The following is a 15,394-nucleotide window of genomic DNA, read 5'->3' as shown; positions in this document are numbered from 1 at the left end:
CACTAAAGAATGTGACATATTACTGTCGTGCTCAAGAGACACTCCCTGGACGCCGTGATCATCGGCGCCGGCGTCGTCGGAGCGGCCTGCGCCTACTACGCGGCCCGCGCCGGACTCTCCGTGGCCGTGGTCGACCGCGGACCCGTCGCGGGCGGCACCACCGGCGCCGGCGAAGGCAACCTGCTCGTCTCCGACAAGGAGGCGGGCCCCGAGCTCGACCTCGCCCTGCTCTCCACACGGCTCTGGACCGACCTGGCCGCGGTCCTCCCGCGGGAGGTCGAGTACGAGCCCAAGGGCGGGCTCGTCGTCGCCCCGGACGAGGCCACCGTGAAGGCGCTGCGGACCTTCGCAGAGGGCCAGCGCGCGGCCGGCGTGGACGCGGTCGAGGTGCCCGCGCACGCCCTGCACGACCTGGAGCCGCACCTGGCCCCGGGCCTCGCGGGGGGATTCCACTACCCGCAGGACGCCCAGGTCCAGCCGGCGCAGGCCGCGGCCCGGCTGCTGGCCGCCTCGGGCGCCGAGACGTACCTCGGCGAGGAGGTGACGCAGGTCCTGCTGGACCGGGGCGCCGTACGGGGGGTCCGCACGCGGCGCCGCGAACTCCTGGCCCCCGCCGTGGTGAACGCGGCCGGTACCTGGGGCGGACACATCGCCTCGCTGGCCGGCACGGACCTGCCCGTCCTCCCGCGCCGCGGCTTCGTCCTGGTGACCGAACCGCTGCCGCGGGTGGTCCGGCACAAGGTCTACGCCGCCGACTACATCGCGGACGTCGCCAGCGGCTCCGCCGCCCTGCAGTCCTCGGCCGTGGTCGAGGGCACCCCCTCGGGACCGGTCCTGATCGGCGCCACCCGCGAACGGGTCGGCTTCGACCGGAGCCTGTCGACGCAGGCCCTGCGCCGGCTGGCCTCCCAGGCGGCGGCACTCTTCCCCGTACTGTCCGACGTCCGGGTCCTGCGCACCTACCACGGCTTCCGCCCCTACCTGCCCGACCACCTCCCGGCGATCGGCCCCGACCGCCGCCGCCCCGGGCTGCTCCACGCCTGCGGCCACGAGGGCGCCGGCATCGGCCTGGCCCCCGCCACCGGGCTGATGATCGCCGCCGCCCTGGCGGGGACCGAGCCCCCGCTGCCCGCCCACCCCTTCCGCCCGGACCGCTTCGGCAGCGGCCCGGCCCCCGCCGACACCCCCGAGGAGCACCACTGATGCGCAGCCCCCGCTCGCTGGTCGGCGGCAGCCCGGCGGCCGCGTACGAGATCACCTTCGACGGCCGCGAACTGCCCGCCCTGCCCGGCCAGAGCGTCGCCGCGGTGCTCTGGGGCGCCGGCGTCCTCGCCTGGCGGACCACCCGCGAGGGCGGCGCCCCGCGCGGGGCCTTCTGCGGGATCGGCAGCTGCTACGACTGCCTCGTCACCGTCAACGGCCGGCCGAACCAGCGCGCCTGCCTGGTCCCGGCCCGGCCGGGCGACGCCGTCACCACCCAGGAGGGAACCGGCCGTGCCGACCTCGCCGTCTGACCCCGCCGAGCCGCCTCGCTCCGCGGGGGAGCCCCGATCCGCGCAGCCACCGGATGCCGCCGGACCGCCGTTTCTGCCCGCGGAGGCGTGCGCGGCTGCGGAGCCGTCCCCGTCCGCCGAGCCGGCCGACGCCCCGTCCCGGTCCGTGGAGGCGTCCCGGTCCGTGGAGCCGCCCGCGGCCGCCGCTGCGCCTGCGCCCGCTGTGCGGGGCGGGTCCGGGGCGCCGGCCCGGTCGGTCGGCCCGGCATCGTCCGGCTCCGCCGCGTCCGCCGGGGCGGAGCCGGCCGATCTGGCCGTCGTCGGGGCCGGGCCGGCCGGGCTGGCCGCGGCCGTCACCGCCGCCGGGCTCGGGCTCCGGGTCGCCGTACTCGATGCGGGCGACCGCCCCGGCGGGCAGTACTACCGCCACCCCGCGCCCGGGATGGGCGCGGCCCGCCCCGAGGCCCTGCACCACGGCTGGGCCGAGTTCGCGACCCGCGAGGCCGCCCTGCGCGAGCACGCGGCGGCCGGCCGGATCACGTACCTCCCGCTCCACCACGTGTGGACCGTGACACCGTGCGAGGGCGGGTGGACCCTGCACGCCGTCGCCGGCCACGCCCCCGACGAGCGGGCCGCGGCCGTCACGGCCCGCGCCGTGCTCATCGCCACCGGCGCCTACGAGCGCCAACTGCCCTTCCCCGGCTGGACCCTGCCCGGCGTGGTCGGGGCCGGCGGGGCCCAGGCCATGCTCAAGGGCGGACTGGTGCTGCCGGGCAAGCGCGTGGTGGTCGCCGGGAGCGGCCCGCTGCTGCTGGCGGTGGCCGGGTCCCTCGCCGCCGCCGGAGCCACCGTGCCCGCCGTGGTGGAGGCGGCCGCCTACACCGCGTACGCGGGCCGGCTGCCCGTCCTGCTGCGCAACCCCGGCAAGCTCGTCGAGGCCGCCGTCCACGGCGGGGCCCTGGCCCGGTACCACGTCCGGCTGCTGACCCGGCACGCCGTCACGCAGGCCCACGGCACCGGCCGGATCGAGGCCGTCACCGTGGCCCGGCTCGACCGCGACTGGCGCCCGCTGCCCGGCACCGCCCGCCGGATCCCCTGCGACGCACTGGCCGTCGGCCACGGGCTCGTGCCCCAGCTCGAACTCGCCACCGCACTCGGCTGCGCCACCCGGCCCGGCCCCGACGGCGCCGTCGCCCTGGAGGTGGACGCCGTACAGCGCACCACCGTCCCCGGCATCTGGTCCGCGGGGGAGACCGGCGGCATCGGCGGGGCCCAACTGGCCCTGACCGAGGGCGAGCTGGCCGCGCACTCCGTCGCCGCGGCGCTGCGCCCGGGGCAGCCGGCCCCGGGCTCCGACCGCCACGTCACCCGCCTCGCCCGCCGCCGCGCCCGGCTGCGCGCCTTCGCCGACGCGATGGGCGCCGCCCACCGCCCGGGCGAGGGCTGGACCGGCTGGCTGCGCGACGACACCGTCGTGTGCCGCTGCGAGGAGGTCCCGGTCGGCCGGATCCGCGAGGCGGCCGAGGACCTCGGGGCGCGGGACGCCCGCACGGTCAAGCTCCTCACCCGGGCGGGCATGGGCTGGTGCCAGGGCCGCATGTGCGGACCGGCCGTCGCCGCCCTCGCCGGACAGGAGCCCACGGCGGACCGCCGCCCCTTCTCCTGCCCGGTCCCGCTGCGCGACCTCGCCGAACTTCCCGCCACCGACCGCTGATCAGGGGTGTCCCGGCCCTTGTGGCCGCGCCACACCCACTAGTAAAATGTCACACACCACACTAGGGAGCCTCTCATGACCAACGCGCACACCCCCGCGCCCCGCACCCGTCCCTGGCACGGAATCATGGTCGCCACCGCGCTCCCCCTGCGCGAGGACCTCACCGTCGACTACGACGCCTACGCCGAGCACGTGGCCTGGCTGATCGCCAATGGCTGCGACGGCGTGGTCCCCAACGGCTCCCTCGGGGAGTACCAGACCCTCACCGACGAGGAGCGGGCGCGCGTCGTGCGCACCGCCGTCGAGGCCGCCGGCGACGGCGACCGCGTGATGCCCGGCGTCGCGGCCTACGGCAGCGCCGAGGCCCGCCGCTGGGCCGAGCAGGCCGCCGAGGCCGGCGCCGGCTCCGTCCTCCTGCTGCCGCCGAACGCCTTCCGCGCGGACGAGGAGACCGTACGCGCCCACTACGCCGAGGTCGCCCGCTCCGGGCTGCCCGTCGTCGCGTACAACAACCCCATCGACACCAAGGTGGACCTGGTCCCGTCCCTGCTCGCGCGGCTGCACGCCGACGGATCCATCGTCGCCGTGAAGGAGTTCAGCGGGGACGTGCGCCGCGCCTACGAGATCGCGGAACTCGCGCCGGGCCTCGACCTGCTCATCGGCGCCGACGACGTCCTCCTCGAACTGGCCCTCGCGGGCGCCGTCGGCTGGATCGCCGGCTACCCCAACGCCCTGCCGCGGTCGTGCGCCACCCTCTACCGGGCCGCCGTCGCCGGCGACCTCGACACCGCGCTGCCGCTCTACAAGTCCCTGCACTCCCTGCTGCGCTGGGACTCCAAGACCGAGTTCGTCCAGGCCATCAAGCTCTCCATGGACCTGGCGGGCCGCCCCGGCGGGGCCACCCGCCCGCCGCGCTTCCCGCTCACCGGCGACACCGAGGCCGCCGTCCGCGCCGCCACCGAGAAGGCCCTGGCCGAGGGCCTCAACTAACCAGCTGGAGGGGACGCCTGATGCGCACGCGCCACGTCTACCACGCGGTGGACTCGCACACCGAGGGCATGCCGACCCGGGTCGTCACCGGGGGAGTCGGGGTGATCCCCGGCGCCACCATGGCCGAGAAGCGGCTCCACTTCATCGAGCACATGGACCACGTACGGACCCTGCTGATGTACGAGCCGCGCGGGCACTCCGCGATGAGCGGCGCCATCCTGCAGCCCCCGACCCGCCCCGACGCCGACTACGGCGTCCTCTACATCGAGGTGTCGGGCCTGCTGCCCATGTGCGGGCACGGCACCATCGGGGTGGCCACCGTGCTCGTCGAGACGGGCATGGTGCCCGTCGTCGAGCCGGTCACCACCGTCCGGCTCGACACCCCGGCCGGGCTGGTGAGCGTCGACGTACGGGTGGAGGACGGGGCGGCCACCGCCGTCACCCTCACCAACGTCCCCTCCTTCAGCGTCGGCCTCGACCTCAAGGCCGACGTCCCCGGCCACGGCACGGTCACCTACGACCTCGCCTACGGCGGCAACTTCTACGCCTTCGTCGAACTCGACGCGCTGGGGCTGCCCTTCGACCGTGCCCGGGGGGACGACCTGCTCGCCGCCGGGCTGGCCGTCATGGACGCGATCAACGCCGGCCCGGACCGGCCCGTCCACCCCGAGAACCCCTCCATCGCCGGCGTCAAGCACGTCTACCTCGCCGCGCCGGGCTCCGACGCCCGCCGCTCCCGGCACGCCATGGCCATCCACCCCGGGTGGTTCGACCGCTCGCCCTGCGGTACGGGCACCAGCGCGAGGATGGCCCAGCTGCACGCCCGCGGCCTCCTCGAACTCGGCGCCGACTTCGTCAACGAGTCCTTCATCGGAACCGAGTTCACCGGCCGACTGGTCGAGCGGACCACCGTCGGCGGCCTGCCCGCCGTGGTGCCGACCGTCACCGGCCGGGCCTGGATCACCGGCACCGCGCAGTACTTCCTCGACCCGTCCGACCCCTTCCCCGGAGGCTTCCTCCTGTGATCACCGTCCGAACGGTGGACTACCACACCGCCGGCGAGCCCTTCCGGATCGTCGACACCGCCGGCGCGGGCATGCCTCCCGTCCCGGGGGACACCGTCGCCGAGCGCTGCGCCACCGCCATCGGCCCGGGCGGATCGGGGACCGCGCCGCGCCGGGGAGCGCTGGACGACGTACGGCGGATGCTCGTGCAGGAGCCGCGCGGACACGCCGGGATGTACGGCGGGTTCGTGGTCCCCGCCGACGACGACGGGGCCCACTTCGGCGTGCTGTTCTGGCACAAGGACGGCTACTCCACGGCCTGCGGCCACGGCACCATGGCCCTCGGGGCCTGGGCGGTGGACAGCGGCCGGGTCCCCGCCCCGGACGACGGGGACGCCCCGGTGCGGATCGACGTACCGTCCGGGCGGGTCACCGCCACCGTCCACCGCGGCGGGGGCCGCATCACCGGGATCACCTTCCGCAACGTGCCGGCCCGGGTCGGCGCCCGCAAGGTGCCCGTCGCCACCTCGCTCGGACTGGCCGAGGTGGACATCGCGCACGCCGGTGCCTGCTACGCCTCCGTCCGCGCGCGCGACCTCGGCCTGGAGGTCTCGCGCACCGCCCTGCCCGCGCTGGTGCGTGCCGGGCAGGAGATCCGGGCCGCGCTCGCCACCCATCCCGCCACCTGGCACCCCGACGGCCCGCTGCTGTCCGGGGTCTACGGGGTGATCCTCCACGAGGAGCTGCCCGACACCCCGTTCGGGCCGCACCAGCGCAACGTGACCGTCTTCGCCGACGGGCAGGTCGACCGCTCGCCCTGCGGCTCCGGCACCTCGACGCGGCTGGCGCTGCTCGCGGAGGACGGACGGCTCGGCCCGGGCGAGGACCTGCTGAGCGAGTCCGTCACCGGCACCGTGTTCACCGGCCGGATGCTGGACGGCGGGGTCACCGAGGTGACCGGCAGCGCCTACCGCACCGGTGAACACGCCTTCTCCGTGGACCCGTACGACGCCCTCGGCACCGGGTTCCTGCTGTGAGGGGGATACCCCAGCTCGGCGCCGCGGCCATGGCCGCAGCTCTCGGTCCGGCCGCGGCCGCCGACGCCCTGGCCGCCGCCCTGCGCGGCGGCCTCGACCCGGAGGGCTGCCCGCCGCGCTCCGCGATCGACGTGGCTGGCGACGGCGAACTGCTGCTGATGCCGGCCGCGTCCGGGGCGTACGCCGGGGTGAAGATCGCCGGGGTCGCACCCGGGAACCCGGCCCGCGGGCTGCCCCGGATCACCGGCTCCTACCTCCTGCTGGACGGGCCCACCCTGCGCCCGCTGGCCCTGCTCGACGGCGCGGCCCTGACGGCCCTGCGCACACCGGCGGTCTCCGCCCTCGCGCTGCGCCACCTGGCGCCGGCCGGGCGGCCGCCCCGGATGGTGCTCTTCGGCTCCGGACCGCAGGCGTACGGGCACCTCGAAGCGGTCCTCGCCGAGCGGGAGTCGGCGCAGGTGGTGGTGGTCGCCCGGAACCGGGAGGGAGCCGAACGCCTCGCCGCGCACGCCCGCACCCTGGGGGTGCCGGCCGCCCGGACCGGCACCCCCGAGGACGTGGTCGACGCCGACCTGGTCGTCTGCTGCACCACCGCCCGCGAACCGCTCTTCGACGGGCGGCTGGTGCGGCCGGACGCGGTGGTCGTGGCCGTCGGATCGCACGAGCCGACCGCCCGGGAGACCGACACCGCCCTCGTGCGACGCGCGGCGGTGTACGTGGAGTCGCGTGCGGCGGCGCTGCGGGAGGCCGGCGACCTGCTCGTCCCGGAGGCGGAGGGGGCCATCGGGGCGGGGCACATCACGGGCACGCTCGCGGACCTGGTCGCGGGACGGCTGCCGACAGGAGGGGAGCGGGGTTGTCCACAGCTCTTCAAGAGTGTGGGCATGGCCTGGGAAGATCTTGCCGTGGCGGTCGCGCTGTACGAGGCCGCTGAAGTGTGAGCAGCGCAACGTGACATTGTACGCTGTTGCTCTGCTCGTCGGCAGGTGAAAAGGGTCTCGGAGGAAACGCAATGGGTGACCTGAAGCAGCACAGTCTCATCAAGGCCCAGGAACGACTCCGCGACCAGGTCGGGCACGCCCTCCGAGCCGCTCTGATAGCGGGTGAGCTGCGCCCCGGCAGCGTCTACTCCGCCCCCGGCCTCGCGGCCGAACTCGGCGTGTCGGCAACCCCGGTGCGCGAGGCCATGCTCGACCTGGCACGGGAGGGCCTGGTCGAGCCGGTCCGCAACAAGGGCTTCCGGATCACCGAGGTCAGCGAGCGCGACCTCGACCAGTACACCGAGCTGCGCACCATGATCGAGGTGCCGACCATCGGCCGGATCACGAAGACGGCCACGGCCGAGCAGCTGGAGGAACTGCGCCCCATCGCGCAGGAGATCGTCACCAGCGCCCGCGAGCACAACCTCATCGGGTACCTGGAGGCCGACCGCCGCTTCCACCTCACGCTGCTGGGCCTCGCGGGCAACGAACGGCTCGTGGAGACCGTCGGCGACCTGCGCAAGCGCTCCCGCCTGTACGGGCTGACCGGCCTGGACGAGGCGGGCAAGCTGGTCTCCTCCGCCGAGGAGCACCTGGAGCTGCTGGACCTGATGATCAGCGGCGACGCGAAGTCGGCGGAGGCCTGCATGCAGCGCCACCTGGGCCACGTCCGCTCCCTCTGGGCCCAGGGCCGCGACGAACCGGTCGGCCGCACCGCAGGAGTCCTCGGGTCGGGCCTCTAGATACTCCTCCCCCCTCGTACCCCTGGGTGGACGCCGCGAAATATCGGGTGTGCAATATATCCAGGGGTGGAGGTGGGTTGGATGAAAAATCTCCCATTCCAGCTCGAAATTATTGAAGCCGACACCAACTGGATTGTGTCGTGTGCTTCCGAGTATGGCGAGGCGCTGATCCGTGTCGCGGCGCCGTATTCCGAGGGTGAACTCCAGTCGGCGCTCGCGTCCGTACAGGAGTCACTGGCCCGTTCGTACAGTCCTGTGGTGCGAGGTGCATCGGTCTCGGAAAGGCCGGTGAGGGAATTCGGAGAACGTCTCACCGAGGCGGTCTTTCGGGAGGATATATTCCTCCTCTTCGACCGCTGGCGGAGTCGTGCTCGGGCGCAGGAGCACCCGTTGCGTATCCTGCTGCGAACGAACGGGCCGAATCTCTCGCATATCCCCTGGGAATTCCTCGTCGATCCCACCCGTGATGACTACCTCGCGCTTCGCGTGCCGGTCGTTCGGTATTTGCGGCTTATGGATCCCGTGCCCCCGCTGCCGCTGACTCTGCCGTTGAGGGTGCTGGGAATTTCCGCCCAGCCCCACGACCTGCCCGCACTGGAAGGGAAGCGGGAGGGGGAGCAGATCTCGCGCGCCCTTCTGCAGGAGTGCAGCTCGGAGAGCGTGGACGTGCACTGGCTTGTGGGGGACCGGTGGCAGGATCTGGCGAAGGAGTTGAGATTCGGCTCCTGGCACGTCCTGCACTGTGTGAGTCATGGAGGGTTCGACGAGGAGAGGAACGCCGGATACATTCAGCTTTCGGGCTCCGACGGGTTGTCCAAGAAGATCTATGCCAGCGATTTCGAGCGGCTGATCGCGGACAGTCCGAACCTGCGTCTCATCGTGCTGAATTCCTGTGAGTCCGCGGTCGGTGGATCCGAGGACGTGTTCGCGGGCACCGCCGCCAACCTCGTACGAGCCGGTGTGCCGGCCGTGGTCGCCATGCAGTACGAGATCACCGACAAGGCCGCTCTCGTCTTCGCCTCGTCGTTCTACGAGCGGATAGCCCAGGGGGTGCCCGTCGACCGGGCGGTGACCCTCGCCCGGGAGTACGTGAAGGTGGAGCAGGAGAGCCTGGAGTGGGCCACGCCCGTGCTCTTCCTCGCATCCGACGAGACCCGGCTCTTCTCGCTGCCGAAGGCGGCTCAGGGCCCGCCGGCACAGGCCACACCGCCGACCCCGCAGGGACCGGATCGTCCACAGGTGCCGGGATCGGAGGCGCCGCGCCCTCCGCCCGCACCACCGCCGCTGCGCACGCCGTCGCCCAGGCTTTCCCAGAGGGCGCTGCTCGCCGAGATCGGTCCGTGCAGCGACCTGGTGCTCGGCCCCGGCGATCTCCTCGCAGCTGCCTGCGACGACGGAGCGGTGCGGGTGCTGAACGCAGCCGACGGGGCGCTGTACAGGCAGTGCCCGCCTGTACAGCGCGAGAACCCGGTGCGGGTGGCGTGGGGCCCCTGGAGACGGAACGTGGCCAGTCGGCACCATGACGGCACCGTCGTCGTCTGGGACCTCCAGACCGAAGCGCCGGCCCGTGTGATGAACGTGGGCGAAGAGGGCGACGCCCTCACGTTCAGCGCCGACGGCCACTGGCTCGCCGTGACGGTCAAGGACCGCGTCTACGTGTACAACACGTGGGGAGCCCGGGTACGCGACCTGCCCGCCCGTCCGGGCAAGGAGTCGAGGACCTGGCAGCGGATGGGCGGGCGCAGTCGCATCGGTCCCCTCGCCTTCGCGCCGGGCGACCGGCACGTCGTCGTCGCGACCGGGGACGGCCTGGTGCGGCAACTGGACGTGCAGGGACACCAGGTGGCGGCCTGGCGGCATCCGGTGCCCGTGAGCTGCCTCGGGCTCACCGCCAACGGTCTCGCCACCGGCTGCGGGGACGGGAGGGTGCGGCTGTGGTCCTGGGACGGCCGTCTCCTGCGACAGACGGAACACCGTCGGCAGGCCTCCCATCTCGTGTTCTCCGCGGGGGCTTCGGCCCTCGCGGTGTGCGACGGCGACGGGTCGGTGTCCCTGTGGGACCTGAGGACCGGACAGCTTTCCCTGGTGGCGGAGTTGGTGCACCAAGTCGTAGGGCTGGCATTCCTCGAGAACGGCAGGTGCCTGATGACCTGCACCCGCGCGGGTCGTATCGAACGCTGGTCGCTGCCTCACCGGTCGTAGAGGGAGAGATGTCATGACGCACTCCGAGGTCGAGATCTACTGGCCCGCCGCACTCCCTTCCACCCCTGCACTCGAGCAGCGCGACGTGTTGCGCGATGCCGGGGTGAGTGCCACGTGCTTGCTGAGGCCGACACGGAGGGGGGCGGCCGATGCCGTGCTGGTCCTGGTGACGTCCGCGGTTCTGGAGCCGTTCCTCAGCGCTCTGTTCGGACGCCTCGCCGAAGAGGCGCACAAGGCGCTGAAGGCTTTCGTGGACGGACTCCTGAGTGGAGGGGACGGCGCGCAGGCGCCCGGAGGTGTGGTCGTCGAGTCGGGGGCCGGCGGCCGCGTGACCTTCACCGCAGATCTGCCGGACCAGGCGTACGAGCAGGCCGTCGGCCTGGAGGCGTGTGGTGACCGGTGGGTCTGGGATTCCCGACGAGCAATGTGGACCCCTGCCTGAGGGCGGGTCCGGAGAGGTGCGCAGCCATGTCCGACCGTCAGCAACCTCCGTCTTCCGAAGGTGAGAACTGGGGCCCGGAGACGCCCTGGCAGGAGCCGCTCCTGCCGCCGCCCACCAAGCCGCCACCCCGGACGGCGTCCGCTCAGCCCCCGCAGCCCGAGGCCCCTCCCGCCCAGCCGCCGACCTCGCAGCCGGGGTGGGAGCGGGATCAGTGGGGAATGACCGCGCCAATGCGGATGCCCGAGACGTACCTGGCCGGTGCCATCCTCGTCACGCTCTTCTGCTTCCTGCCGACGGGTATCGCCGCCATCATCTTCGCCTCGCAGGTTTCGGAGAAGTGGAAGGCGGGGGATGTCGTGGGATCCGCCGAATCGTCACGGAAGGCGAGACTCTGGATGATCGTGAGCCTCGTCGTCGGCTGCATCGCGTGGTTGTTCTTCATCGCCATCGGCATGGCCGCCGACCCGAACACCACGTCCATGCCCGCGCCGTGAACAGGCCGAACGCCCGGGCCTTCCACCCGGTCCTGTGGGCTTCGAGGCCTCAACCCGTCCGCGACGCCTGGCTGGCCGCAGCACTCTTCGCATGGGTTGCCGTCGCCGTACGACTCGCGGATCCCACACGACCGGGCCGGTTCCCCCGGTGTCCGTTCCACGTACTCACGGGCCTGGACTGTCCGGGCTGCGGCAGCCTGCGGGCTCTTCACCAGCTCACGCGCGCCGATGTGGTCGCCGCCGCGGATTACAACCTCCTCCTCGTCCTCGCACTGCCGGCCATCGCCCTCGCGTGGCTACGAGTCGTCACCGGCAGGACCACCCGGCGAGCTCGCCCTGCCTGGAGGGGCCCCCGGGTGATCCTCGCCGGGATCGCCCTGTGGACGGTGGTGCGCAACCTTCCCGTCCTCGGGGGAGTGCTGGGCGCCTGACGCGCGCCGACCGGCTCGGCGGGCGAACGCCCGACCAGAGCAAGGGCTTTGGACACGGCTGGATAACGGGGGACCCAACCCCTTGTCAGTGCAATTTCACATTACTATGTTACCGGTCACATCGTAGAGCCGCTGAGCGTGCCCTTCCCTGGAGTGACCATGACCAAGCGCACCCAACTCGCCCTCGCCACCGCCCTGGTGGCCGCACTCGCACTCGGCGCCTCGGGCTGCTCCGGCACCAAGAAGGGCTCCAGCGGCGCCGGCGCCGAGAACCCGGCCGCCGCCAACGACGGCAAGGTCCTCGGCGGCACCCCGGTCAAGGGCGGCACCCTCACGGTCCTGTCCAACCAGGACTTCGCGCACCTCGACCCCGCCCGCAACTGGGTCATGCCGACCATGGACTTCGGCACCCGCCTGCTCTACCGCACGCTCGTCACCTTCAAGGCCGAGCCCGGCAAGGCGGGCAGCGAGCTGGTCCCCGACCTCGCCACCGACCTCGGCACCCCCTCCAACGGCGGCCGCACCTGGACCTTCACCCTCAAGGAGGGCGTGAAGTACGAGGACGGCACCCCGGTCAAGGCCCAGGACATCAAGTACAACGTCGAGCGCTCCTTCGCCCCCGACCTCACCGGCGGCCCCGACTACGCCGCCCAGTACCTGGCCGGCACCGAGGGCTACAAGGGGCCCCTCCAAGGGCAGCACCTCGACTCCGTCAAGACCCCGGACGACCGCACGATCGTCTTCGAACTGAAGCGCCCCGTCGCCGAGTTCTCCGCCACCGCCACCCTGCCGACCTTCGCCCCCGTGCCCCAGTCCCAGGAGAAGGGCACCCAGTACGACGCCCGTCCGTTCTCCTCCGGCCCGTACAAGATCGAGTCGTACGACCGCGACAAGAAGCTCGTCCTCGTCCGCAACGAACACTGGGACCCGGGCACCGACACCGTCCGCAAGGCCTACCCGGACAAGTTCGTGGTCGTCATGGGCCTCAAGGGCGGCCAGATCGACGACCGGATCATCGCCGGCGAGGGCGCCGACGCCTCCACCGTGCAGTACGCCGACATGCGCCCCGAGAGCGCCCCCAAGGTGCTGCCCAAGCCCGAGGTCAGGTCCCGGCTGCTCGCCGAGTCCCAGGGCTGCACCGAGATGCTCCACCTGAACAACTCACGCGCCCCCTTCGACGACCCCAAGGTCCGCGAGGCCATGCAGTACGCCGTCGACAAGGAGGCCGTCGTCACCGCGGGCGGCGGACCGGCCCTCAATGAGATCGCCACCGCTTACCTGCCCCCGGCCCTCTCCGGCGGCAAGCAGGCCGACACCCTGAAGATCCCCCCGGCCGGCGACCCGGCCAAGGCCAAGGAACTCCTCAAGGCCGCCGGCAAGGAGACCCTGAAGGTCTCCCTCTCCGTCTCCACCGGCGACAAGGGCAAGGCCGAGGCCATCCAGCAGGGCCTGTCCCGCGCGGGCATCGAGGTCGTCATCGACACCGTCGACCCGGGCGCCTACTACGACGTGATCGGCGACCTGTCCACCACCCCCGACATGACCCTCACCGGCTGGTGCCCGGACTACCCCTCCGGCTCCACCTGGATCCCCTTCGTCTTCGACGGACGCACCATCAAGCCGAAGGGAAACCAGGGCAACTACAGCCAGTTCCGCGACGAGGAGGTCATCAAGCGCATCGACGAGATCAACGCCATGGCCGACGCCAAGCAGGCCAACCAGGCCTGGATCGACCTCGACGCGACCCTGATGGCCAAGTCCCCGAACGTCCCGATCCTGCTGGAGCGCAAGCCGCTCCTCGTCGGCACGAACATCGCGGGCGCCTTCGGCCACCCCGTGTGGACCGGCACCATCGACTACGCCACGGTCGGCCTCAAGGACCCCTCGAAGAGCCAGGGCTGAGGCAACCCGGAGCCCCCGACCCCATGACCACCACAGCACCGGCCCCCGACGCCGCCGCGGCCGGGCCCGCGGCGGCGCCCGGCAGCAGCCCCTGGCAGCTCGCCCGGCGGGAACTGAGCCGCCGCCCCGCCGTCCGCATCAGCCTCTGCATCGTCGTCCTCTTCGCCCTGATGGCCGTCACCGCCCCCTGGCTGGGCGCGCTCGGCGGCTGGTCCCCGCGCGAGTTCGACAAGTCCGCCGTCGACCCCTATCTCGGGGGCCAGCCGCTCGGCCCCCTCGGCGGGATCAGCGCCGATCACTGGCTCGGCGTGGAACCCGTCACCGGCCGCGACCTGTTCGCCCGCGTCGTCCACGGCGCACAGGTCTCCCTCCTGATCGCCTTCGCCGCCACCGCCATCGTGGTACTCGCCGGCACCGCCGCCGGGATCGCCGCCGGCTACTTCGGCGGCCGCACCGACACGGCCCTGTCCCGGCTCATGGACCTGACCATGTCCTTCCCCTCCCTGATCTTCATGATCGCCATGCTGTCCGTGGCCAAGGACGTCAACCGGCTCGTCCTCATGACCGTCGTCATCGGCGTCTTCGGCTGGCCCGGCATCGCCCGCGTGGTCCGCGGCCAGACCCTCTCCCTCAAACACCGCGAGTACGTCGACGCCGCCCGCGTCGGCGGCGCCGGCCCCTGGCGGATCCTCACCCGCGAGATCCTGCCGGGCGTGGCGGGCCCGGTCATCGCCTACACCACCCTGCTCATCCCCGGAATGATCAGCACCGAGGCCGCCCTCAGCTACCTCGGCGTCGGCGTCCGCCCGCCCACCCCCTCCTGGGGCCAGATGATCGCCGAGTCCGTCGCCTACTACGAGACCGACCCCATGTACTTCGTCATCCCCAGCGTCTTCCTCTTCCTCGCCGTGCTCGCCTTCACCCTGCTCGGCGACGCGCTGCGCGACATCCTCGACCCGAGGGGCGGCCGCAGTTGATCGTCTACCTCGCCCGCCGGCTCCTCGCCCTCGCCGGCGTGCTCCTCGCCATCGCGGCCGTCACCTTCCTCATCTTCTACGTCCTGCCCGCCGACCCGGCTGCCGCCGCCTGCGGCAAGACCTGCAGCGCCGAACGACTGGCCGACGTACGCGTACACCTGGGCCTCGACCAGCCCCTGTGGAAGCAGTTCGCCGACTTCCTGACCGGCATCTTCACCGGCCGCACCCTCGGCACCGGCCAGTACGCCGTCGTCTGCGACTTCCCCTGCCTGGGCTACTCCTACGAGAGCTCCCTGCCCGTGTGGGACCTGCTCATGGACCGCCTCCCGGTCTCCGCCTCCCTCGCCCTCGGCGCCGCCGTGCTGTGGCTGCTCCTCGGCCTCGGCGCCGGGGTCACCGCCGCCCTGCGCAAGGACACCGCCACCGACAAGGCCCTGATGGTCGGCGCCGTCGCCGCCGCCTCGCTGCCCGTGTACTTCACCTCGGTGATGCTCATCTACGGCGTCATCCGCATCGCGGGACTGCTGCCCTACCCCACCTACCAGGCCTTCACCGACAACCCGCTCGGCTGGGCCTCCAACCTGCTCCTGCCCTGGACCGCGCTCGCGCTGCTCTACGCCGCCATGTACGCGCGCCAGAGCCGGGGTTCGATGATCGAGGCGATGGCCGAGCCCTACATCCGCACCGCCCGCGCCAAGGGCATGCCCGAGCGGACGGTCGTCGTCAAACACGGCCTGCGCTCCGGGATGACGCCGATCCTGACCATTTTCGGCATCGACCTCGGCGGGCTGCTCGCCGGCGCCGTCATCACCGAGTCGATCTTCGGACTCCCGGGCATCGGACGCCTCTTCTACGGCGCCCTCGTCAACTCCGACCAGCCCGTGGTCCTCGGCGTCACCCTCCTCGCCGCCTTCTTCATCGTCGTCGCCAACCTCGTCGTCGACCTCCTGTACGCCGTCATCGACCCGAGAGTGAGGTACTGATG

Annotated in this window: 15 protein-coding genes; all 15 read left to right on the top strand. The window is 72.6% G+C overall.

The features are described from left to right. The first annotated feature begins 27 nt into the window (after window positions 1-27). The 15 genes from OHA91_RS09910 to OHA91_RS09840 all read left to right on the top strand — a co-directional run bounded on the left by OHA91_RS09910 (window position 28) and on the right by OHA91_RS09840 (window position 15,392). Entirely contained in the window at window positions 28-1,203 is a 1,176-nt protein-coding gene (locus OHA91_RS09910) for an NAD(P)/FAD-dependent oxidoreductase (protein ID WP_037632402.1), read from the top strand. Then, window positions 1,203-1,514, top strand: a complete 312-nt coding sequence (locus OHA91_RS09905; protein ID WP_107064706.1) for a (2Fe-2S)-binding protein — start codon at window positions 1,203-1,205, stop codon at window positions 1,512-1,514. The genes OHA91_RS09910 and OHA91_RS09905 overlap by 1 nt, the downstream gene beginning before the upstream one ends. Before the next feature lie 289 nt (window positions 1,515-1,803). Further along, on the top strand, window positions 1,804-3,207 hold the full coding sequence (locus OHA91_RS09900) for an FAD/NAD(P)-dependent oxidoreductase (protein WP_328741108.1): 1,404 nt from the start codon (window positions 1,804-1,806) through the stop codon (window positions 3,205-3,207). Window positions 3,208-3,282: 75 nt separating this feature from the next. After that, window positions 3,283-4,197 carry a dihydrodipicolinate synthase family protein gene (locus tag OHA91_RS09895; protein WP_328739079.1) on the top strand — a complete coding sequence of 305 codons (915 nt, stop codon included), beginning with the start codon at window positions 3,283-3,285 and terminating at the stop codon, window positions 4,195-4,197. Between the two features lie 20 nt (window positions 4,198-4,217). Then, window positions 4,218-5,222: a proline racemase family protein gene (locus OHA91_RS09890; RefSeq protein ID WP_030651469.1), complete on the top strand. Its 1,005-nt coding sequence runs from the start codon at window positions 4,218-4,220 to the stop codon at window positions 5,220-5,222. Beyond that, a complete protein-coding gene (locus tag OHA91_RS09885) occupies window positions 5,219-6,238 on the top strand; it encodes a proline racemase family protein (protein WP_031151078.1) in 1,020 nt (339 codons plus the stop codon). The genes OHA91_RS09890 and OHA91_RS09885 overlap by 4 nt, the downstream gene beginning before the upstream one ends. A gap of 29 nt (window positions 6,239-6,267) precedes the next feature. Then, the gene (locus tag OHA91_RS09880; RefSeq protein WP_037632404.1) at window positions 6,268-7,179 is read left to right on the top strand and encodes an ornithine cyclodeaminase family protein; all 912 of its coding nucleotides are present in this window, start codon (window positions 6,268-6,270) and stop codon (window positions 7,177-7,179) included. Window positions 7,180-7,250: 71 nt separating this feature from the next. Next, entirely contained in the window at window positions 7,251-7,961 is a 711-nt protein-coding gene (locus tag OHA91_RS09875) for a GntR family transcriptional regulator (RefSeq protein WP_031151082.1), read from the top strand. Window positions 7,962-8,042: 81 nt separating this feature from the next. Beyond that, entirely contained in the window at window positions 8,043-10,163 is a 2,121-nt protein-coding gene (locus OHA91_RS09870; protein ID WP_031151084.1) for a CHAT domain-containing protein, read from the top strand. A 13-nt stretch (window positions 10,164-10,176) separates the two neighbouring features. Continuing rightward, window positions 10,177-10,605 carry a hypothetical protein gene (locus OHA91_RS09865; protein WP_328739076.1) on the top strand — a complete coding sequence of 143 codons (429 nt, stop codon included), beginning with the start codon at window positions 10,177-10,179 and terminating at the stop codon, window positions 10,603-10,605. A 26-nt stretch (window positions 10,606-10,631) separates the two neighbouring features. Next, the gene (locus tag OHA91_RS09860) at window positions 10,632-11,099 is read left to right on the top strand and encodes a CD225/dispanin family protein (RefSeq protein WP_328739075.1); all 468 of its coding nucleotides are present in this window, start codon (window positions 10,632-10,634) and stop codon (window positions 11,097-11,099) included. After that, window positions 11,096-11,530, top strand: coding sequence for a DUF2752 domain-containing protein (locus OHA91_RS09855; RefSeq protein WP_158714777.1), 435 nt, complete (start codon window positions 11,096-11,098; stop codon window positions 11,528-11,530). The genes OHA91_RS09860 and OHA91_RS09855 overlap by 4 nt, the downstream gene beginning before the upstream one ends. A gap of 159 nt (window positions 11,531-11,689) precedes the next feature. Next, window positions 11,690-13,432: an ABC transporter substrate-binding protein gene (locus tag OHA91_RS09850; RefSeq protein WP_266492631.1), complete on the top strand. Its 1,743-nt coding sequence runs from the start codon at window positions 11,690-11,692 to the stop codon at window positions 13,430-13,432. A 23-nt stretch (window positions 13,433-13,455) separates the two neighbouring features. Beyond that, window positions 13,456-14,409, top strand: a complete 954-nt coding sequence (locus OHA91_RS09845; protein ID WP_328739074.1) for an ABC transporter permease — start codon at window positions 13,456-13,458, stop codon at window positions 14,407-14,409. Then, window positions 14,406-15,392: an ABC transporter permease gene (locus OHA91_RS09840; protein ID WP_031151097.1), complete on the top strand. Its 987-nt coding sequence runs from the start codon at window positions 14,406-14,408 to the stop codon at window positions 15,390-15,392. The genes OHA91_RS09845 and OHA91_RS09840 overlap by 4 nt, the downstream gene beginning before the upstream one ends. Window positions 15,393-15,394: the final 2 nt, after the last annotated feature.

It is taken from the genome of Streptomyces erythrochromogenes (genome assembly GCF_036170895.1).
Taxonomy (GTDB): Bacteria; Actinomycetota; Actinomycetes; order Streptomycetales; family Streptomycetaceae; genus Streptomyces; species Streptomyces erythrochromogenes.
The sequence above is the reverse complement of the archived record's forward strand: the minus strand, read 5'-3'. Positions and strand labels throughout refer to the sequence as shown.